Below are 15,509 nucleotides of genomic sequence, written 5' to 3'. Positions count from 1 at the left end.
CGCGCACCGGAACGCGCCCGCGGGCCGGTCTCCAATCGAGTACCGGCCTTCGGGCGAGTACGACCTTCACCGACACCCGAATCGAGAACGCTTCGCCATGCCCACTTCCTTCACGACCGACACCGACCGCCTGGTCGAGACGGTCGACTTCGTCCGCCGGCAGGACACCGCCGCCCTGCTGCCGCTGCTCCTGCCCGGCCTGGACGCCCTGGAACTGCGGGCCCTGGTGGACCGCTGCCGGTTCTCGCACGCCGCGCTCCTGGTCTTCCCGCCGGCCCCCGAAGCGCTGCACACCGTCCTGGCCGACTGCGGGCTGTCCGCCGACGTGCCCCCGCAGCCCAGCGTGGTCGTCCGGGACCGGCTCGCCGCCCGGCACCGGCGCGACGCGGCCGACCTCGACGTGCGGATCCTCCGCCCGCCCGTGGCCGGCCATGACGGGACGCGCCGGACCGTCGAGCTGTTCACCCTGCCCGTGCCGCCGGGCTCCGATCTCACCGGGATCGCCGAGCAGGAACGCGTCCGGGAGCACGAGGCGCACCTCGCCTTCGAGATCGAGCGCCCGGATCCACTGGTCCTGCGCGGCATGTGCGCGATCTTCGCGCGGCACGGCGCGACGGCCGACGGCGGCGGGTACAACCCGCACGAGGACGGCACGGTGTTCTACTTCACCGCGCCCACCGACACCAAGGCCGGCTACCGGCGGGTGGAGCTCTACGCGCCCGGCGACCACCGCGACGTCCTCGCCGCCCACCTGGACGAGCACCGGGCACGGAACTCCGCCGAAACGCTCCTGCGCCTGATGACCGGAGCGTGGACCACCCAGGCCCTGGCCGTCTTCGCCGAGCTGCGGGTGCCCGACGCCATGTGCACCGGGTCGGGATCCGACGCCGGGACGCTGGCGCGGGCGGTCGGCGCCGATCCGGCGAGCATGGCGACGCTGCTGCGCTACCTCGGCATGCTGGGCCTGGTGGCGACCGAGGGGGACGGCTTCCGGCTCACCGAGCTCGGCGCGCTGCTCCGCGCGGACGCCCCGGACTCCATGCGACCGCTGGCCCTGATGTACGGCGGCCCGTTCTACCGGTCCTTCGGCGCACTCGGTCACACCCTACGGACCGGAGAGGCCGCCTTCGACCACCTCTTCGGCGAGAACCACTTCGAGCACTTCGCCCGGGACCCGGAACTCGCCGAACTCTTCGACCTCTCGATGGCCGCCGGTTCACGCATGTTCGCCCCGCTCACCGAGCACCCCGTCGTCACGGCCGCCAGCAACGCGCCCGGCCGCCGGACCGTCGTCGACATCGCGGGCGGGAACGGGGCCCTGCTCGGCCGCATCCTCACCGCCCACCCACGCCTGGACGGTGTCCTGCTCGAACGCCCGCACGTCCTCGAAGCGGCGCGCCGCACCATGGAGGCCGCCGGCCTCGGCGGGCGCTGCGTCCACCGGGCGGGCGACTTCGCGGACGTACCACCGGACGGTGACGTCTACATCCTCTCCCGCATCCTGCACGACTGGGACGACGAGCGGTGCCGCGAGATCCTGCGCCACTGCGCCCGCGCCATGCCCGCCGACGCCGACCTGCTGATCGTCGAACGCCTGCTGCCCGCCGACGACTCGGCCTCGCTGGCCACGGCCTGGGACCTGCACATGCGGTGCAACGTCGGAGGCCGTGAACGGCGCGCCGACCACTACGCCCGGCTCCTCGCCGACGCGGGGCTCGTCCTCGTCGGCCACGCGCCGCTGCCGCTGGACGGCAGCGTGCTGCACGCCCGTCCGGCTGCCGCGCCGCACCCCGTCGGCCGGTAGCGGAGGTCCGAACCCTCCCCCGCCTCGCGTCCCCGTCCGCTCCCTGGCCTCCCCGGCCCGGGAGCGGGCGCCAGCGCCACCGGCCGTCCGGCGGACCCCCGCGCCGGCACCCCACCCGACTAGCCTGGCCGGATGGAGAACACGGAGCAGCTCGACGGGGTCGAGGTCCTGCCCTTCGCCGACGAGCAGGCATTCACCGGCTGGCTGAGCGTCCATCACACCCGCTACGAGGGAGTCTGGTTGAAGCTGGCCAGGAAAGCCTCCGGGATCCCGTCACTGACCAGCGACCAGGCGGTCGACGTGGGCCTGTGCTACGGCTGGATCTCCGGTCAGCGGCGTGGCCTCGACGAGCGGTACTACCTGCAGAAGTACGTCCCCCGGCGGCCGGGCAGCCTCTGGTCGCAGGTCAACGTCGAGAAGGTGGCGGTCCTCACCGCCGAGGGCCGGATGCGCGAACCGGGCTTCGCCGAAGTCCGCCGCGCGCAGGCCGACGGGCGCTGGGCACGCGCCTACCGGTCCCAGCGCAACGCCACCGTCCCCGAGGACCTCGCCGCCGCGCTGGCGGCCGACCCGGCGGCCGACCGCGCCTTCCAGGCCCTCGACCGCACCGGCCGCTACCTCACCGCCCTCCCCCTCCTCCAGACCCCCACACCCCAGGTCCGGCAGACCCGCCTGGAGCGAACGGTGCGACGCCTCGCCGAGGAAGGACGCAGCGGTGGGGAGGACACGACGGTCGACGCGACGACGTAGGGGACGACACAGGGTCGGCGGCGCAAGGTCGGCGGCACAGGGTCGGCGGCACGGCCCGGATGTCGGAGTGCCAGCTGTACAACTCGGGCAGTCTCCGGTCGAGTTCGGCCGGCGCCCGACCAACCGCCCGGTGAGTCGGTCCGGCCGAGGCCTCTGACCTGGGCGGGGACCACCCGTCCGCCGCCTTCGTTCACGCAGTGAGGCTAATCACTGCCTCACGGTATCGGTCCGGGGCCCCGGGTAGGTGTACGTTCCTGCGCCAGCGGGCCAATCTGTCCCCCGCTGTCGCAGATACCCGGTCAGCAGCGCCTCCGACGAGAGAGACACCAGACATGTCTGCACAGGTCCCGACCCACCACCCACCCCAGCGCATCGGCGTGGTCGCCGAGTCGACACCCGGGGAGACCCGCGTCGCCGCGACGCCCGCGACGGTGCGGCAGCTGCTCGACCTCGGCTACCAGGTCGTCGTCGAGTCGCAGGCCGGCACCGCCTCCGGGTTCACCGACGCGGCCTACACCGAGGCCGGCGCGAGCATCGGCGACGCCTGGGCCGCCGAGGTGGTCCTCAAGGTCAACGCGCCGTCGGACGACGAGACGGCCCGGTTGCGCGCCGACACCACCCTCGTCGGCCTGCTCTCGCCGGCGCAGCGCCCCGAGCTGGTGGGCGCACTGTCCTCGCGCGGCGTCACGGCGCTGGCGCTGGACGCCGTCCCGCGGATCTCGCGGGCGCAGTCGATGGACGTGCTCAGCTCGATGGCGAACATCGCGGGGTACCGGGCGGTGATCGAGGCGGCCCACGTGTTCGGGCGCTTCTTCACCGGCCAGGTCACCGCCGCGGGCAAGGTGCCGCCCGCCAAGGTCCTCGTGGCGGGCGTCGGCGTGGCCGGACTCGCCGCCATCGGCGCGGCGTCCAGTCTGGGCGCGATCGTCCGCGCCACCGATCCGCGGCCCGAGGTCGCGGACCAGGTCCGCTCGCTGGGCGGCGAGTACCTGCCCGTCGACGTCGCCCAGGAGGCCGGCACCGACGGCTACGCCAAGGCGACCTCCGCCGACTACGACCGCGCCGCCGCCGCGCTCTACCACGAGCAGGCCAAGGACGTGGACATCATCGTCACGACCGCGCTGATCCCCGGCCGCCCCGCCCCTCGGCTGGTCACGGCCGAGGACGTGGCGGCGATGAAGCCGGGCAGTGTCATCGTCGACATGGCCGCCGCGCAGGGCGGCAACGTCGAGGGCACCGTGGCCGGCCGGGCGGTGGTCACCGGCAACGGTGTCACCATCATCGGCTACACCGACCTGGCCGGACGGCTGGCCACCCAGGCGTCGCAGTTGTTCGCCACCAACCTGGTGAACCTGCTGAAGCTGCTGACGCCCGGCAAGGACGGCCGGCTGGTCATCGACTTCGACGACGTGGTCCAGCGGGCCGTGACGGTGGTCCGGGCGGGCGAGGTCACCTGGCCGCCACCCCCGGTGGCCGTGTCGGCCGCGCCCGACACCGCGCCCGCGGCCCCTGCCGTGCCGGCGGAGCCGAAACAGTCCCGGCTCACCCCGGCGGTACGGTTCGGCCTGCTCGGCCTGGGGATGCTGGCGGTCTTCCTGCTGATCGCCTTCGCGCCGGCCCAACTGGCGGAGAACTTCACGGTGTTCGCGCTGGCGGTGGTGATCGGCTACTACGTCATCGGCAAGGTCCACCACGCGCTGCACACCCCGCTGATGTCGGTGACCAACGCGATCTCCGGGATCGTGGTGATCGGCGCCCTGGTGCAGATCGGCCACGAGAGCTGGATCGTGACCGCGCTGTCGTCGGTGGCGGTGCTGCTGACGAGCGTGAACATCTTCGGCGGCTTCGCCGTCACCCGCCGCATGCTGAACATGTTCTCGACCGCCCCCGAAAGGCGCTGAGCCCGATGACTTCCACCACGGCCTCGCACGCCGCGGACCTGGTCGCCGCCCTGCTGTTCATCCTCAGCCTGGCCGGGCTGTCGCAGCACCGGACCTCGCGTGCCGGCGTCGTCTACGGCATCGCCGGCATGGCCCTCGCGCTGGTCGCCACCGTCGTCCTGGCGGCGCAGAGCATCACCGCCGGCGCGGTCGCCCTGATCGTCCTCGCGATGGTGATCGGCGGTGCGGCGGGCCTCTGGCGGGCGCAGCGCGTCGAGATGACGCAGATGCCCGAACTCATCGCCGTCCTGCACAGCTTCGTCGGCCTCGCCGCCGTCCTGGTCGGCTGGAGCGCCTACCTGGAGGTCGAGGCCCACGGCTCGGCCCAGACGCTGGTCGCCGGCGACCTGCTGGGCATCCACCACGCCGAGGTCTTCATCGGCATCTTCATCGGCGGGGTCACCTTCACCGGCTCCGTCGTGGCCTTCCTGAAGCTGTCCGCCCGGATCGCCTCGCGCCCGCTGACGCTGCCCGGCAAGAACATCCTCAACCTGGGGGCGCTGGCCGCGTTCGCGGGACTGACGGTCTGGTTCACCGTGCGCCCGAACCTGGGCCTGATGATCGCGGTGACCCTCGTGGCACTGACGCTCGGCTGGCATCTGGTCGCCTCGATCGGCGGCGGCGACATGCCCGTCGTGGTGTCGATGCTGAACAGCTACTCGGGTTGGGCCGCCGCCGCCGCGGGCTTCCTGCTCGACAACAACCTGCTGATCGTCACCGGGGCTCTGGTCGGATCCTCCGGCGCCTACCTGTCGTACATCATGTGCCGGGCGATGAACCGCTCCTTCCTCTCGGTCATCGCCGGCGGCTTCGGCGTCGAGGCCCCGTCCGGCGGGGACGAGGAGCAGGGGGAGCACCGCGAGATCCGCGCCGAGGAGACCGCCGAGCTGCTCGCCCGGGCCCGGACCGTGATCATCACGCCCGGTTACGGGATGGCGGTGGCCCAGGCCCAGCACCCGGTGGCGGAGCTGACCCGCCGGCTGCGCGAGCGCGGCGTCGAGGTCCGCTTCGGCGTGCATCCGGTGGCCGGGCGCCTGCCGGGGCACATGAACGTGCTGCTGGCGGAGGCGAAGGTGCCGTACGACATCGTCCTGGAGATGGACGAGATCAACGACGACTTCGCCGACACCTCCGTCGTCCTCGTCATCGGCGCCAACGACACCGTCAACCCGGCCGCCCTCGACGACCCGTCGAGCCCCATCGCCGGCATGCCGGTGCTACGGGTGTGGGAGGCGGAGCAGGTGATCGTCTTCAAACGCTCGATGGCGTCCGGCTACGCGGGAGTCCAGAACCCGCTGTTCTTCCGCGAGAACAGCGGCATGCTCTTCGGTGACGCCAAGCAGAGCGTGGACGCGATCCTCCAGGCCCTCCCCGGCCAGGCCCAGGAGGCTCTCGCCGCCCGTCAGCCGACGGCGGCCGGCTAGGCCTTGCACCACCTTGCACCGCCTTGCACCGCCTTGCACCGCCCCTGAGCGGACCGCCCGGGCCCGACGGCCCGGGCGGTCCGCCCGCTCGGCCTCGGACCCCTGGCGAACCCCTCCGCCCGTCGGTCCGGCGGACCTGGCCGGCGCCGAAGCCGCACGGCATCACCCGGGGCCCGCGCCTGGTCGAAGGCCCACTCACAACTGCCAGCTCTGACCGGTCCGGTTCCCGCAGGTGTTGAGCACCAGCTTGACGTAGTCGGCCGGAGGGCCGGCCGTGTCCAGGCACAGGCCGCTCGGCAGGTTGGTGATCCGGGACGTGACGGCGTCGTACGCCCATTGCTGGCCGGTGAAGTTCCCGCACGGTCTGAGCACCACGTCGAGGCCGGCCACCGGCGGCCCCGCGGTGTCGAGGCAGAGCCCGCTGGGCGGGTTGACGAGGGAGTGCCCGGACTCGCGGTAGCTCCAGATCTGGCCGCTGAAGTATCCGCAGTCGCTGATCCGCAGGGTGACGTCGGCGTGCTGCGGGCCTTCGGTGTCCACGCACAGCCCGCTGGCGGAGTGGGTGACCGGGCCCGGCGCGGACACCGACGGTGCGGCGGGGCTCTTCACCGGAAGGGCCGGCAACGGGGCCGGGCTGCGCGGCGCGGCGGCCGACGGCAGGTCACGGCTGCTCGCGGGAGAAGTCGGCAGGTCACGGCTGCCCGCGGGAGAAGTCGGCAGCGGCGCGGGGCTCTGCGGCCCGGACGGGGCCGCGCCCTGCGCCCGGTCGGCGTGGTGAGCCAGTGCGGTCCGGATGCCGATCGCGCCGCCGGCCGCGAGCGACACGGCGCACAGCGCGATCACGGCCCGCAGGGCCATGCGGCGGGGCGGGCGCGGCGCCGACCACGCGCCCGGCGGGAGGAGAGGGGGGACCTGCCCCAGGGGCGTGGTGCGAGCGGCCGACGGGTCAGCAGCGACGACCGTCATCGAGAGTGTGCCCACCTGGTCGGACAGCTCGCCTTCGCGCTCGGCGATCATGCGGGTGACGGCGGACGGGATCCACCGGCCGGCCGTCGCGGCGGGCCCGGCCAGCAGGTGCAGGACATCGGCCAGGGCGGGCCGTCGGGCCGGGTCCTTGGCCAGGCAGGTACCGACCAGTTCGGCGAGCGGCGCCGGAAGCCCGGTCAGGTCGGGGTCGGCGTGCACGATCCGGTACACGATCGATTCGATCGACCCCGCGCCGAAGGGGCCGCGTCCGGTCGCGGCGAACATCAGTACCGCTCCCAGGGCGAACACGTCGCCGGGCGGCCCGACGTCCAGACCTTTCGCCTGCTCGGGGGACATGAATCCGGGAGTTCCGACGATGGTGGTCGAGATGTGCGTCCCGTCCAGGCCCCGGGAGATGCCGAAGTCGATCACACGGGGGCCGTCGGCGGCGAGGAGGATGTTGCCGGGCTTGAGGTCACGGTGCACCAGGCCCGCGCCGTGGATCGCGGTCAGCGCCTCCGCCAGACCGGCCCCCAGGGCGCCGACGGCACCGGCCGGCAACGGCCCGTGCGCGTCGACCGCCTGCTGCAACGACGGACCGGGCACGTAGGCGGTGACCAGCCAGGGCGGATCGGCACCGGGATCCGCGTCGACCACCTGGGCGGTGTAGAAGCCACCGACCCGTCGCGCGGCGGCGACCTCGTGGGCGAACCGGCGGCGGAACTGCGCGTCGCCGGCGATCTCAGGGTGGACCACCTTCACCGCGACCACCCGCCCGCCGGGCGACCGGCCCACGAACACCTGGCCCATCCCGCCGCGACCGAGGCGCCCCAGCAGGTGGTACGGGCCCACCTGTCGCGGATCGCCGACCTTGAGAGGTTCCATGCGCAAGGGTCCTGCCGAATCACGAGACGCCGATGGCTGCCCGGGTGATTCTTCCAGCTGCCGCCCGCCTGCGACGGCGGGTCGACGAAGCTGACGAACTCTCAAGCTCGTTGTGGCGAAAGCGATGCTGGCGACGCCGAACCGCGCCCCGGTGCGGTCCCGGGCGGAGCCGGCCGTCCTCCCGCACCGGCTCGCGAGGCCCCCGGGGCGCGGAGCGGTCCGGCTCCGCGCCGGGGCCGCCGCTACCTGAACAGGCGGTCACCAGCGGTGGCCAGGCGATGGGTGGCGCTGTGGCGGCTCACCCAGTCCCGGACGAGGCCCACGGCGTTGGCGCACTGCCAGCCGCGGTCGTACTCGCGTACTCCGGTGAAGGCGCCGTATCCCGCGATGATGCCGTCCACCCCCGCGTCGCCCAGCAGCTTGTCGACGTACCAGGGATCGTTGTAGGTCGTAGTCCAGGACAGCGTGGCCGCGAGCTGTCCGGCGGCGCGGTCCCCGGCGCCCTTCCTCAGTTCCGCGCAGGTGTTCCAGGTGGCCTCGGTGCAGTTCCCGAAGCCCTTGGTGATGTCGCTGTCGCCGTAGTCCATCGCCCGGCGCCCGGCCGGGAACCCGGCACCGGAGCGGTCGAAGGCGCCGCGGACCTGGTCGCGGGTGCCGGTCGTGGTGATGCCCTCCAGCGGGCCGAGCCTGCCCTCCAGGCTCTGCCAGCCCCGGCCGCCGACGTCCGGGGTGCTGCCGCCGTGGTACTCGTAGAAGCCGTAGAGGACCTGGATGCCGGCGGCCGTCAGCCGCTGCGCCTTGTCGCGCAGTCCGGCGACGCTGCACCCGCGGTTCGGCTGCTCCCCGCAGTAGTTCGGGTCCTTGATGTCCAGCCAGACCAGTGCGAGCCGGCGCCCCGCGGCGGCCCTGGCGACGATACGGTCGATCATGCTGTCGAAGCTGGGGCCCAGCCGGTTGTCACCGGCCGACGAACAGTCGTGGTACGCCCGCCATTCGTTCGGGTTCCACCAGGCGCACACGTCGATCTCGATGCCGTTGGCGCCGTGGTCGAGCGCGGCGTCCACGCCGTCCAGGGTGTCGACCCGGTGCGCGATCGCGTAGATCGGGTGACGCTGGTCGGCGGCCGCCGCCGGGGTGGCGCCCGCCAGGGTCACCCCGATCATCCCGCACAGCACGGCGATCAGCGCCGGCAGCGACCGCCGGCGCTGATCGCCGTGCCCGAGGTGAGTGGACAAGGGCGTACTCCTTCATGTCGGTTGCCGGCCCGGAGCCGGCGCGCCGACCGTGCAGGGCGCCGGCACGCCACCTCGGTCGTGGCAGCCCCGCCGAGGGCCTCGCCCGGCCCGGTGGGCCCGGGCCGATCGGTCGCACCCACTCTGCCCCGGGCCCACCGGGCCGGGCGAGGCGCCAGGTCGGATCCCGGCCAACCCGCTCGGCGTCCGGCCGGACGCTCACAGGCCGTTCATGCGGGGGCATCGAGCGACCGGACGGCGCCTCCGCCGCCTGCCGCCGTACGGCAAAGTCGACGTGAACATGACCAAGAATTGCCCCACCGACCCTCGCCCTGCCGGCCTCGCCCTGCCGGACGGACGGCCCCACCGACCCTCGCCCTGCCAGCCCTCGCCCTACCGGACGGACGGCCCCGGCAGCCCGCGGGCAGGCCGGCCTCGGGGTGGGCCTGCTGCTGGAGCGTCAGGAAGTTGCTCGGCGCGTACCAGAGCACGGCCGCCCCCGCCCGCCCCCCACGGGGCCACGGCTCACTCGAACTGCCCTACCGCACCGACATGTTCCACCAGCTTCCGCCAGCCCTTCGTCCTCGGTGCCGCCGCCCGGTCCGCCCGCCGGCCGCGTCGTCGGCACGGCCGGCCGGGCCGCGCCCCGGCCGCACTCAGCCGGAGTACACCCGCCCCTGCGCGTGCTCGGCCCAGTCCACGATCTGGATCGCCGCCCCGGCGGCCTCCTTGCCCAGGCAACGGGTGTGGTGGCGGCGCGCGATGCCGTCCAGGTCGAGGTGGCGGCCGAAGGCGGGGTGCCCGGCCAGCCGGCCGGCGTAGGACCACACCCGGGAATGCCCGGCGATGTCCTGCACGGCGGCGGCGTCCAGGTGCCAGCGGTGCACCGTGTCCAGACGGACCAGGGTCACCCAGAGCTCCACGTCCGCCAAGGTCAGGTCCTCGCCCAGCAGGTACGGCAGGTGGTCCAGACGGCGTTCGATCGCGGCCAGCCCGTCGAGCAGGACCCCCAGCGCCCCGGCGCGTTCGACCGGGGTGGCGTCGGAGCGACCCGCGAGCTGGGCCGGGGTGTTGATTGTCCGCTCGCACAACTGCCGGACCGCCGCGACGGCCGCCTCGGCACCGCGCGGGCGGAGGTCCGGGCCGGGGAACCGCCCGGCCAGGTCGGTGAGGATCTCGGCCGGGTCGGTACTGACGATCCGTCCGCTCCAGTCGTCGCTGAGCACCGGCGCCGCGGCCGGTCCGGGGTGCTGGTGCGAGGTCGCCTCGTACAGCGGTCGCAGGGCCAGGTACCCGTCGTCGCCGTCGTCCGGCAGCGCGGGCAGCAGGGTCACCGGCAGGGTGTCGTCGAGGCCGAGCAGGCTGTGGGTGACGGCGATCTGCAGACAGTGCGGACAGGCGAGGGTGAGGTGCAGCCGGTAGCGGTGCGGTACGGGGTAGTAGCCGCTGCGGGCGTCGTGGCCGATGCGGCCGCGGAGGGAGGCTGCGGCGAACGGGGACGAGGCGGACATGGGTCTCCCAGGAGTCGGCGGCACGCGGACACGCGTACGGCGAAGAGGGTGGGGGGAGAGAAGGTCGCAGCTCGGGACGTGCGACTGCCCGCTGCGGGGTCAGCGGAGAACGGCTGCCGGGCTGTGGGGGGCGGACGCCCCTGCCATGCTGCTGCAGACCCGTTGCAGGTCGATGTGGCGACGGCACGTCAGCATCGGGAGCGACCGGACGGCGTGAGCCACGCCATCGATGACCGGCTCCGCGTGCCTCACGGTTCTCCCGCCTGTTCTCGACGATTCCTGCTTGGGAGTCTCGACCCGCGTCCGCGCCGCGTCAAGGGTCTCGGTAAGGGAGACCGGACCGTCCCGCATGGTGGGACGCACCTCGCGGGCCCGTGGTCGGGTGGGCCCCGCATCGTCCGGCGGACGCCGGACGCGGGTGGTCGGCAGAGCGTCGGAGGGGCATCGGAGGGGCATCGAAGGGGCAGAACCCCGTTGCCACAGAACCGGATTCGCGGGCCGAGCCGACGCCCGCTCAGGAGCGGCCGGTGCCCGGCCCCCGGAACACGTCAGGAGCGCCCCGGACTCTGCCGGGGCGCTCCTGCCCGTGGTGACAACGGCTGTGACAACGGCTCAGAGCGCCGGCTGCCATCCGAGTGCGGGCCCGAGACCGGTGGCGATGTCGGTCAGGATCTGCACATAGTCCTCGTGGTCGAAGGAGAACGGCAGCGCGAAGACGACTTCGTCGACCTCCCTGAACCCGGCGTGGGCGTACAGCTGTTCGGCGATCTCGGCGGACGTCCCGACCAGGTCCCGCGCGAACATCGTCCGGGCCGGCCCCTGCGGGGCGGCGGTACGCGCGGTCCGGCTCCGCACGTACTCCTGGTACTTGGCCCGCTGTCGCGCCGACGCGCCGTCGGTGGGGATGACCACCAGCCCCTGGGAGACCCGGGCGCGCGTGCCCTCGGGGTGGCGGGCCCGGAAGGCGGCGATCTGCGAGCGCTGGGTCTCGGCGAAGTCCTCCGACTCCTCCGCCTGCAGCACGTTGCTGGTCAGCAGGCTCAGTCCCTGCTCACCCGCCCACCGGGCCGAGCGCAGGCTCCCGCCGCCGTACCAGATCCGGTCCGCCAGGCCGGGGGCGACCGGCTGGACCCGGTCGGAGTACACCTCGATGCCCTCGACCCCGCTGAAGTCGGTGGCCGGCTTGCCCCGGACGAAGTCCAGCAGGCGCCGTACCCGCTCGTAGCTGAAGTCCTCGGCCTCGGCGGTGTCGGGGTACAGCGCGGAGGCGATCCGGTCGTACTGTCCGGGGCGCCCGACGCTGATGCCCGGATTGAGCCTGCCGCCGGACAGCAGGTCGACGGTCGCCAGGTCCTCGGCCAGCCGCAGCGGGTTCTCCCACCCCAGCGGGATGACCGCGGTGCCCAGGTGGATACGGCTGGTGCGCTGGGTGGCCGCCGCCAGCACCGCGACGGGCGAGGAGATCCCGTACTGCAGGTGCCGGTGACGCACCCAGGCACTGTCGAATCCCAGCTGCTCGCCGAGTTCGATGATCCGGAGCGTCGACTCGTGCCCCTGGCCGGGGTCGGCCGGGTCGAACAGCCCGATGGTCAGGAATCCCAGTCTCCGAAGGGGCTGCGCATGTGCCGGCACCGGTTCCTCCGTCCTCGACAGGCCCGCCGTCGAGCGGCGCGGTTCGACGTGCTCGGTCCGGATTCCGATCACCGGACGCCCCCACACTCACACACCGATCAGCGGCACTCAAGCGCTTCACGGAAACGCAATCCGGGGCAACACTCCCGCCACGTCCCGGCACCGGATGCGGCCGCCGCCCCGCTCCACCGGGTCTCCTCGGCGGCCCGGTGGGCCTGCGCCGCCCCGCGCTGCGCAGGCAACACCTGCCCGGCCGTCCCGTCCCGGGCGGGGCCCGTCAGTCGCGTAGTGCGGCGCTCTCGGCCTCGGCGGACAGCCCCAGGACCGGGCGGTCGGGACGCTGCGGCGAGACTCCCCCCAACTCCTTCAGCCACGCCCAGGTGTCGGCGACGGTCTCGGCGACCGGCCGGCAGCGCAGCCCGTCCGCGAACGCCTTGGACGTCTCGGCGCCGTACAGGAACTCGTGCAGCTCGCCCGGGGGTGCCCAGATCGGCAGCTCCGTCCACGGAGCGATTCCGGCGGCGGCGATCCGCTCGGGATCTGTCCAGCGCAGCTCGGCGTCCGACCCGGTCGCGGCCACACACGATTCCAGCAGCTCACCCATGGTGGCGTGACCGGGCCTGCTCACCAGGTTGTACGGGCCGGACAGCCCGCGCACCGCGGCGTCCAGCGCCCAGATCGCGAGGTCACGCGTGTCGACGTACTGGAGGGGCAGGTCGCGCGGACCGGGAGCGAGTACGGGGCCGCCACGGGCGATCCGGTCCAGCCACCAGGTGAGCCGGCCCACGTCCTCGCCCGGGCCGAGGATCAGGCCGGCGCGCAGCAGCAGCGAACGGTCGTCGCCGAAGGCGCCGGTGACGGCGAGCTCCCCGCCGCGCTTGGCCTGCGGATAGGGGACGTCACCGTCGTCGGGCGAGCCGTCCAGCAGGACGCCGTTCTCGGCGGCACCGTGGTCGACCGGGTCGGCGTACACGGAGCCGCTGGAGACGTACACGTAGCGGCCGGCGCGCTTCGCGAGCGCGTCCGCCGCGTCCCGTACGGCCGAGGGCCGCGCGGACCAGGTGTCCACCACCAGGTCCCACTCGCCGGTACCGAGCGCGGCCAGTCCGTCGGGGGCGGTCCGGTCGCCCTGGAGGACGGTGGCCCCGGCCGGCGGCCGGCGGTTGCCACGATGAAGAAGGGTCACGTCCCAGTCGCGGGACAGGGCCTCGTTGACTATGGCGCGTCCGACGAAACCGGATCCACCGAGCATGAGAAGTCGCATGCCGACCACTCTCCGCAGCGATGGGCCGGTTGGTCCACCCCCATCCGCCATCAGCGGAATCGCCGTCAGCTGAATCCGGACGGCGAGCGATTTCTGCTGCGGGGACAGCGCAACTGACGGCCCGTCGGACGTCGACGGTGCGGGCCCCGGCGAGCCGCTCCTGATCTCGGACAAGGCTTCCCCTGCCATGGGGTACGTGGGCGGCGGGTCGGGCTGCACCGACTGCCCGGCCCTCGACCACCCGGCCCTCGACGAGCCGCCCACCGCGACGGCGCGACGAGGGGCCGGGCCCCTCCTGGACGGGTCCACGTCGCGCCGCCGGTTCTCGACGGAGCTCCGGGCCGCTACCGGCGCCGGACCCGTGGTCGGCCGGTCGAGCCGACCACGGGTCCGGCCGTCGCCCCTGCGGCGGCCGGCCTCCCGCACGGGCACCTGCTCCGGCCGTGTCCGCGATCAGGAGGTCGGCGCCGGCTGTTCCGGGGCGAGGGAGTTCCCGGCGGGGATGCGTCCGCAGTCGGAGGGGGCGGTGCGGCCCGCGAACCGGTCGCCCAGCCAGCCGATGGCGGCGGGCGCCCAGACGACGGGGACACCCACGTGGCTGAGCAGGTCGAACTGCTGGAACCTGATCCGGCCGTTGCCGGTCGCGCAGTACTGCCGGGCAAGGGCCCGGACGTCCCCGGCGACCATGACCCCGTCGCCGGTCCCGACCCCGGCGGGATTGCCGAAGGTTCCCTCCAGCACGCCGCCGTTGCCCTGCGCGATGTGACCGGGGACGGTCGGGGTGGGGGCCGAGCCGAGGTTGATCCTGTTCACCGCCGCGAGGAAGGCCGGCACCGAGTTCGGATCGGCGTACTGCGGCTTCGCCATCTTCTTCCAGGTCAGCCCGGGGAAGTGGCCCAGGGCGTCGACGATCGACCCGTGCTCCAGCTGCTCGTACACGGCCAGGCCGTAGTCGCTCAGGTAGGGCTTGAGGTCGATGCCGAAGGAGCGCGATACCCCGATGACCGCCATCGGGATGACGCCGCTCCACACCAGGGAGCCGTCGACGTACTTGAGGTTGTGGGCCGGGTCCACGAGCAGGCCGCCCTCGGTGAAGCCGACCAGCTTGCGGTTGACGTCCGGCGCGTAGCCCGGTGCGAGCGCGGCCGCCCAGTCGGTCGCGATGGCGCCGCCGGAGTAGCCCATGAGGCCGAAGGCGGTGTCGGCGTTCATGCCGGTGGCCGCGGATCTGGTCGCGGCGCGGACCGAGTCCAGGGTGTTGGTCGCGTACTCCGGGCCGGCCGCGAAGTCGGCGCTCTGCCCCTCGGTGTCCGGGATGACGAGGTTGTAGCCCTGCGACAGGAGCGGCACTAGGAAGAGCGCCTCGACGTTCGGGAGCAGCCCGCCGAGGGTGAGGTCGCCGGCGACGGCTCGGGACGGGCTGTCCTGCGGGTCGAGGGAGTCGTAGAACGACTGGTACGAGACCGCCTTGCTGCCGTCGCCCGTCAGGCTTCGCACCACGGTGGTGACGTTGGCGGACGGGCGGCCCTGGGCGTCGGTGGTGCGGTAGAGCAGTTGGATCGCCTTCACCGGGGTGGGCAGGCCCAGCAGGTGGTACTGCAGGGTCCGGGTCTTCAGTACGGTGCCCGGGGCGAACGAGGCCAGCGGCGCGCTGCCGTCGTAGGTGTAGAACGGGTCGCTCACCGCGGCGGCCGGCGGTGCGGCTGCCGCGGCCGGGCTTGCGAAGGCGGCCGTCGGCGTTGCGGCCAAGGCGGCGGTGACGGCGACGGCAAGCAGCCGAGACGTGGTCTTGCGCATGACTCCCCCGGTTCGTGGGACGGATCCCGGGATCTTCGGGATCTTGGGCTTCTGGTGAGGTACAGGCTGCCGCGGGCGGCGCTGCCGGACGGACGGAGGGCCGTACGTGCGGAGGCGCCGCAGGGTGGCGCGGCGGGCCACGGTCGCGCCCGTCGGACTCGTCCCCTTCCGAGGTCTGACGGGCGGTCGGACACCCGGTCCCTGGACGGGCACGGCACGGCGCTCGTGCGGCGCCGGCCGGATCACCGGGTGTTCAGGGTGTCGCCGAGCGCGTCCGGGCGAAGGGCGGCGCCGGTGTGCGCCC

10 protein-coding genes are annotated in these 15,509 nt (G+C 73.5%); 4 read left to right on the top strand and 6 right to left on the bottom strand.

The genetic code is table 11. The features are described 5' to 3' along the window. The first annotated feature begins 97 nt into the window (after positions 1 to 97). The 4 genes from OG689_RS34505 to pntB all read left to right on the top strand — a co-directional run bounded on the left by OG689_RS34505 (position 98) and on the right by pntB (position 5,918). Entirely contained in the window at positions 98 to 1,804 is a 1,707-nt protein-coding gene (locus OG689_RS34505; RefSeq protein ID WP_266324906.1) for a methyltransferase, read from the top strand. A 132-nt stretch (positions 1,805 to 1,936) separates the two neighbouring features. Further along, the gene (locus OG689_RS34500; protein ID WP_266324904.1) at positions 1,937 to 2,554 is read left to right on the top strand and encodes a YdeI/OmpD-associated family protein; all 618 of its coding nucleotides are present in this window, start codon (positions 1,937 to 1,939) and stop codon (positions 2,552 to 2,554) included. A gap of 332 nt (positions 2,555 to 2,886) precedes the next feature. Beyond that, a complete protein-coding gene (locus tag OG689_RS34495; RefSeq protein ID WP_266324902.1) occupies positions 2,887 to 4,455 on the top strand; it encodes a Re/Si-specific NAD(P)(+) transhydrogenase subunit alpha in 1,569 nt (522 codons plus the stop codon). Between the two features lie 5 nt (positions 4,456 to 4,460). Beyond that, positions 4,461 to 5,918: a Re/Si-specific NAD(P)(+) transhydrogenase subunit beta gene (gene pntB / locus OG689_RS34490; RefSeq protein WP_266324900.1), complete on the top strand. Its 1,458-nt coding sequence runs from the start codon at positions 4,461 to 4,463 to the stop codon at positions 5,916 to 5,918. A gap of 195 nt (positions 5,919 to 6,113) precedes the next feature. Here the strand turns inward: pntB and OG689_RS34485 are convergent, their stop codons facing one another. From OG689_RS34485 to OG689_RS34460, 6 genes are all read right to left on the bottom strand, one after another. Next, positions 6,114 to 7,769: a ricin-type beta-trefoil lectin domain protein gene (locus tag OG689_RS34485; protein ID WP_266324898.1), complete on the bottom strand. Its 1,656-nt coding sequence runs from the start codon at positions 7,767 to 7,769 to the stop codon at positions 6,114 to 6,116. Positions 7,770 to 8,011: 242 nt separating this feature from the next. Continuing rightward, positions 8,012 to 9,004, bottom strand: coding sequence for a phospholipase (locus OG689_RS34480; RefSeq protein WP_266324896.1), 993 nt, complete (start codon positions 9,002 to 9,004; stop codon positions 8,012 to 8,014). 653 nt (positions 9,005 to 9,657) lie between these two features. Then, a complete protein-coding gene (locus OG689_RS34475) occupies positions 9,658 to 10,512 on the bottom strand; it encodes a glutathione S-transferase C-terminal domain-containing protein (RefSeq protein WP_266324894.1) in 855 nt (284 codons plus the stop codon). A gap of 612 nt (positions 10,513 to 11,124) precedes the next feature. After that, complete coding sequence (locus tag OG689_RS34470) at positions 11,125 to 12,144, bottom strand: LLM class flavin-dependent oxidoreductase (protein WP_266324892.1); 1,020 nt, start codon at positions 12,142 to 12,144, stop codon at positions 11,125 to 11,127. A 277-nt stretch (positions 12,145 to 12,421) separates the two neighbouring features. After that, the gene (locus OG689_RS34465; RefSeq protein WP_266324890.1) at positions 12,422 to 13,408 is read right to left on the bottom strand and encodes an NAD-dependent epimerase/dehydratase family protein; all 987 of its coding nucleotides are present in this window, start codon (positions 13,406 to 13,408) and stop codon (positions 12,422 to 12,424) included. Positions 13,409 to 13,861: 453 nt separating this feature from the next. After that, a complete protein-coding gene (locus OG689_RS34460) occupies positions 13,862 to 15,205 on the bottom strand; it encodes a lipase family protein (protein ID WP_266324888.1) in 1,344 nt (447 codons plus the stop codon). Positions 15,206 to 15,509: the final 304 nt, after the last annotated feature.

The sequence above is a fragment of the Kitasatospora sp. NBC_00240 genome (genome assembly GCF_026342405.1).
Taxonomy (GTDB): domain Bacteria; phylum Actinomycetota; class Actinomycetes; order Streptomycetales; family Streptomycetaceae; genus Kitasatospora.
Note: the sequence above shows the minus strand (reverse complement) of the source record. Positions and strands in the feature narration are given on the sequence as shown.